The following is a 4,918-nucleotide window of genomic DNA, read 5'->3' on the forward strand; positions in this document are numbered from 1 at the left end:
AGCGGTGAAGTAGATGTGGTTCATCACGACCTCGGGATGATAATTCGACGGGCGTCCCGCGACGAGGAACTCACCGATACCCAGATCCGCAATCGTACCGTGGAAGAACGGGCCTTCATTTAGCGCTTCCGGCACTGAAATCCCCTCTGCCGTAATGTTGGAAACGCGCAAGTATGCAGCACCACCGGGGCCTTGCCGCAAGCCCACGACCTCGGCGTATGATGAAGGGGGAAAGCGCGGGCCCGCCGATCGTGCGAAGCGGCGCGCCATCTCCCGCCCGACATATCCCACCGAATGATGGTTGACGGGCTACCGCCCAGCAGAAGGGTTTTGGTGGTCGTCGCCATCCCCGAGGTGCGCTGAACGGCCTCCCGATGGCACACCGCACGGGAGAAGCCCACTTAGGCTGTTAACTCACCGGACGCCGAAACCTATTTTGGCGTATGGGTTTTCACGTCCACTCGGCTAACCGGGGAAGGACGCTCTGTAGGCGGTCATACAGGTCCGGCCAACCCAATTGCAGCCAGGCGATGTGCCCGTTGGACAGCTTGGAAGCGTCGATGATCGAGTCGACTCGGATCTGCTGCTCGGGGACCCCGAGGTCGGCGAGCTTGCGGTACAGCGGATTCGGCTCGATGCCGCGACCGGCCAAGTACTCGAAGACGTGCGAGCGTTGCCAGTCCCAGATCGGACCGTAGGTGACAGTGCCATCCGCACGTCGCACCACGCCTCCGGCCTGTGCTCGCACCTGACTACGCGAACTCTGTTGTCGGGCACGTGCTTCGACGGCCAGGCTTCGACGGTAGAGCATTCGTCTGCCATGGGACTCCTCAGCGCGAACCCCCCACAGAGATCCCTGTCCGTGACGGCGGTGAGCCTCGGCCGCCGGCCCGGTGATCATGATGTCGGCGAGCTGTCCACGGAGGCGACGATCGACGGCCTGGTGGTCGAATCCTCCGCCGGCGATGAGCACCGTCAGCAGATCCGGCTCGGCGGTGATCACGTGATAGTTCAGATGCCACGCCTGGGCCAGGTTCTCCAGGTACTGCAGCGTCTCCGGGAACTGCAGTCCGCTGTCGAAGAACACCACCGGTATGTGCGGATCGACCTGGCGCGCGAGGTCGACGACGACGGTGGAGTCCTTGCCGCCGCTCCACGACACGTAGCCGTCGTGCTCGTCGAGGTGTTCGGCGATGCGGTCGAGCAGCTGCTGGTGAGCCTTGGCGCCGCGCCGGCGCGCGGCGATTCCCCGTAGGGCCTGTATGTCCATCCCGGCTGGCGCTGTGGTCATCGCGTGTCGCTGACGACGATGGTGCACGCCGGGAAGAGCCGATCGAGGTATTCGCGGACGTACTCGATGCCGTCCGGACCGTCGAGGATCGACTCGTCGCTAGTGGTGTTGTCCCACCACCACCACTGCTCGCCGCGCTTGAACCCGAACGGGGGCGGCACGTCGGGGTTCAGATGCGTGCGCGCGAAGGTGCGAGCAGCCCCGACGACGAACCACCAGTCCTGGCCGCCGAAGGTGATGGTGCCGTCGCGCTCCGCAACACCGGACAGTTTGCGCGGCAGGGTGACTTTGGCGAAGCACGTCGAGACCGTCACCGGCGACCGGGCCCGCGAGAGGGCACGGTGGTGACCGTTCTGGCCGGGCTCGTCGGGACCGGTCTCGGACCGGTTGGGGTGAACGATCCATTCGGTAGGGGTCATTAGCGCTCCCTCAGTTGCAGTACGACGCGTTCGTTGAAGCCGCCGGATCGGGTTGCGTAGGCGACGTGCTCGGCGGACATCACCTCGAATTGCATCCCTCTCGGGAGCACGTGAGTGGTGTCCTCCACGCTGTCGGAGCGACCCATGTACATGCCGCGGCTGGTCACCATCTCGAACACCAGGTGCCGGGAACTGTCGTGCCCCGGTGTCTCGTGCAGGTTGTGTCTGCTCAGGGTGAACTGGTCGAAGGCAACCGTCGCTCCCGGCTGCAGGTTGGCCGGCAGGTCTTCGGGCATCGCCACGTCGCGATGGTTGTCGGGCAGTTTCACCGCGACGTACACCCGGTGGGTGCGGTCGTTGAGCAGCTCGTAGGACTGAATGGCGCGGTCGAGGCGCTGCACCTTGGCTCGGTCACGGCTGTCCAGCTCCTGGGCGTCGCCGGCCGCGTGATGCAACCGCTCGTTGACGCGGCGCCACTCGGTGGGATCGTCACCGGTGAGCAGGCTCGCGATCGCCGCGTGCTGGGACGCCGGCGCCGAGTTCATCACCTGATTCTTGGTCGCCGAGCGGATCTTGCGCTGGTTACCGCTCAGGGCCTCCCGGAACTCTTCGCGTGCGGGCAGCTCACCGCGCAGACGCTCGGACTCGACGTGGCTCACGTCTCGAGGTGTCGCGCGATAGCGGTCCTTGGTAGCGCGCGTCAGTCCCGAGTCGTCGTCGCGCAACTCGTCGTCGATCTGGTTGGACAGCCGTTGAAACGACCGCTCTGTCATCGCTTCTTCGGCCATCTCACGGGCGGTCTTCACGTCCCGCGCGCCGATGACGCCGCCTTCGACGTCGAGGGCGACGGGCTGTTCCCTGTTCGGTCTGGCGGTCTTGGCGCCCACGCGGTCTCAGACTTCCGTAGCTGGCTGGTCAACCGCAGTGTATGGGCCCGCGTGGACACCGAGAGGAATGCCGAAGGGGGTGTCCTCGGTCAGTGCCTCAGACGGGAGGGAGGCGGCCCCGGTCGGCTGTCGCCAGCCACCGGAAGCCGCCTCCAGGGCGAACCTTCACCCGACCCCTGTGTGCGTTTCGTGCCGATCACGGTAGCAATACCGGCGGACACCTGGCCGTATCGTGACGCCAGCATGCTTTCCGATCCCGCCGCCGCGGCGTGGGTTGCCGCCGGCCGGCCCAACGTCGATGCCCCCGCACCGGTTGACGGTCGCTGCGGTCGGTGCGGCACCGACGGACCCACGGTCACCAGCGCTCGCATCATCTCCGAGAAGTTCACCGGGTTCGACGCCTGGCCGTTCGGGTCCCGCCGGCTGTGCGTGCCGTGCGCATGGGCCTACGATCGTCAGCCCACCAGCCAGCCGTCGCTGCTGATCACGACCACGACCGTGACGGAGTACCCCGCGGGCGCTGCGCTGGGCGGTGTACTCGCCGCGGGCCCGCTGGCGATGTCGCAGGCCGTGGTGTTGCCCACCGCTCGGCGCCGCCACATCCTGCCCACCGCGGAGTGGGCCCATCTCGCCACTGACGGCCTGGTCGTCGCGTGGGATGCCGCTGCAGCCCAAAGACTGACCGACCTCGCCTGGTTGCGCGCCACGGTCGGCGCAACGTGGCCGCAGCTCAGCCGATCCGCTCCCCCGTCCAAGCTGCTCAGCGCTCAGCCTTCCGATCAGTGGCCCCGCATCCTGACCGCCTGGCCGGCGCTGCAGCCCTGGCGCAGGGTGCCTCCGCTGTGGGCCGCCGCCCGCGTGCTCACCAACCCGCTGCCGGCCGCACCGTAGGCCACAGCGCTTCCCCCGACGTGGCAGGACTGGCCGTTACGCTTCGCGCCATGACGACGGCCCCGACCCCCACCCAGGCGTGGCGGGCGACGGTGCCCGAACTTCCACCGTTCATCGACCCGAACCGTCCCCAAGAACTCGATGGCTACGACCACAGCCGCGCCGCCGACACCGCCGAGCGGTTGCTGCTTCTGCTGCACTACGGGATCGACTGGGAAAACAGCTGGGTCGCCGATCCGCGGTATCGCAAGACCTACTGGGACGAGCAGCTTCCCGGCCGCGTCCGCCGCGCGGCATACCGCGCCGACACCCTGGACCGCTGGTGGTCGGATGTCTCCGGACAACTCGGCGCTCCCTCCCCTCGCCAGAAGGATCGGCGCCTCGAACTGGCCACCTTGCTGCGCGAACCCCCGCTCCCGGTGATAGCCGTCTTGCGCGACAGCCTCCCCGCGCTTCTCCTGCGGGTGCGCATCATCGCCGAGGCCGTGGCCGAACAGCGCAAGGCGGCCCGCTCATGAGTCTGCTCACCGTCCACTACGACATCGACGTCTTGGCCCAGTCCTCGATCGTGCACCGCGAGGACTACACAGCCGTCGGCACCGACAACTTCGCCCTCTTTCGCCGCGAGAAGATCATCACGCCCTCCGGCGAGGTCATGCAGGTACCCATCGTGTCCGGCAGCAGCTTTCGTGGAATCCTGCGCCGCATCGGTGAATCCATGATCGCCGGCGTGCTCGACTACGAGGACGCCGCTCTGCCGATCCCAGCCGCCCACCTGCTCACCAACGGAGGCCGGCTCGCCAAGTCGGCCCGTCCGCTCACCGACGAGGAAGAGCGCCGTCTCAAGACCTTGATTCCCCAGATCGCGGTGTTCGGGGGTGCCGCCTCGGGCCGCATCATGTCCGGTCTGCTCACCGTCGGCAAGGTGCTCCCCGAAATAGCCGAACTCGCCCACCTCTTGCCCCGCCCGCCGCGCTCGGCGGCGTTGCCGGCCGTGCTCGGGGTCGCGGAGGAATCGTTTAGCCACCTGTCCGATCACCGCGCCAGCACAGCCCAGCCGCCGCGCTCCGACCTCGACGAGAACAGCAGTCCTCTAGGACGTTTCGGGGTCGAGACACTTCCCGCGGGCACTCGACTGCAGACGTGGGTGCGACTTGCCAACGCCTCGGCCAGCCAGGCGGCGTTTCTGCGTGACATCCTGGCCACGTTCGCCGCTCACGGCCATCTCGGTGGTCGTATCGCCGCCGGGCACGGCCAGATCACCGCCACCGTCACCGCCACCGTGCAACGCGGTCAACTGCCCGATGACGGCGCTGACTGGGCCGCTGAGTTGAGCGCCCACCGCGCGGACGCCATCGCCGCGCTCACACAACTGAGCTGAAGGCACCCATGATCGCCCTTCAGATCACCGCCAGCACGCCTCACGGAGT

At 67.4% G+C, this 4,918-nt stretch carries 7 protein-coding genes; 3 read left to right on the plus strand and 4 right to left on the minus strand.

Annotated features, from left to right (window positions below; translation table 11 throughout):
• The 4 genes from AC2VOU_RS00700 to AC2VOU_RS00715 form a co-directional block, all read right to left on the minus strand.
• On the minus strand, positions 1-291 hold a 291-nt coding region (locus tag AC2VOU_RS00700), incomplete at its 3' end, for an NAD(+)--rifampin ADP-ribosyltransferase (RefSeq protein WP_486955621.1).
• A gap of 160 nt (positions 292-451) precedes the next feature.
• Positions 452-1,291: a phosphoadenosine phosphosulfate reductase domain-containing protein gene (locus tag AC2VOU_RS00705; protein WP_486955622.1), complete on the minus strand. Its 840-nt coding sequence runs from the start codon at positions 1,289-1,291 to the stop codon at positions 452-454.
• Positions 1,288-1,710 (minus strand): hypothetical protein, encoded by a 423-nt coding sequence (locus AC2VOU_RS00710; RefSeq protein WP_486955623.1) that lies wholly within the window; start codon positions 1,708-1,710, stop codon positions 1,288-1,290. The genes AC2VOU_RS00705 and AC2VOU_RS00710 overlap by 4 nt, the downstream gene beginning before the upstream one ends.
• Positions 1,710-2,597 carry a hypothetical protein gene (locus AC2VOU_RS00715; RefSeq protein WP_486955624.1) on the minus strand — a complete coding sequence of 296 codons (888 nt, stop codon included), beginning with the start codon at positions 2,595-2,597 and terminating at the stop codon, positions 1,710-1,712. Before AC2VOU_RS00715 ends, AC2VOU_RS00710 begins: the two co-directional genes overlap by 1 nt.
• Before the next feature lie 243 nt (positions 2,598-2,840).
• Between AC2VOU_RS00715 and AC2VOU_RS00720 the strand changes: the two genes are divergently transcribed.
• From AC2VOU_RS00720 to AC2VOU_RS00730, 3 genes are read left to right on the plus strand one after another with little or no spacing between them, the layout of a single operon-like run.
• Positions 2,841-3,488: a hypothetical protein gene (locus AC2VOU_RS00720; RefSeq protein ID WP_486955625.1), complete on the plus strand. Its 648-nt coding sequence runs from the start codon at positions 2,841-2,843 to the stop codon at positions 3,486-3,488.
• A 50-nt stretch (positions 3,489-3,538) separates the two neighbouring features.
• Positions 3,539-4,006, plus strand: a complete 468-nt coding sequence (locus AC2VOU_RS00725; protein ID WP_486955626.1) for a hypothetical protein — start codon at positions 3,539-3,541, stop codon at positions 4,004-4,006.
• Positions 4,003-4,869, plus strand: a complete 867-nt coding sequence (locus AC2VOU_RS00730) for an RAMP superfamily CRISPR-associated protein (RefSeq protein ID WP_486955627.1) — start codon at positions 4,003-4,005, stop codon at positions 4,867-4,869. Before AC2VOU_RS00725 ends, AC2VOU_RS00730 begins: the two co-directional genes overlap by 4 nt.
• The last annotated feature ends 49 nt before the right edge of the window (positions 4,870-4,918 follow it).

The organism is Mycobacterium sp. TH-M25, from assembly GCF_057473665.1.

Bases quoted from the DNA above. Each gene is read 5' to 3' on its own strand.
- AC2VOU_RS00720 (WP_486955625.1), top strand. From the start codon at position 2,841: ATGCTTTCCGATCCCGCCGCCGCGGCGTGGGTTGCCGCCGGCCGGCCC.
- AC2VOU_RS00705 (WP_486955622.1), bottom strand. From the start codon at position 1,291: ATGACCACAGCGCCAGCCGGGATGGACATACAGGCCCTACGGGGAATC.
- AC2VOU_RS00725 (WP_486955626.1), top strand. From the start codon at position 3,539: ATGACGACGGCCCCGACCCCCACCCAGGCGTGGCGGGCGACGGTGCCC.
- AC2VOU_RS00710 (WP_486955623.1), bottom strand. From the start codon at position 1,710: ATGACCCCTACCGAATGGATCGTTCACCCCAACCGGTCCGAGACCGGT.
- AC2VOU_RS00730 (WP_486955627.1), top strand. From the start codon at position 4,003: ATGAGTCTGCTCACCGTCCACTACGACATCGACGTCTTGGCCCAGTCC.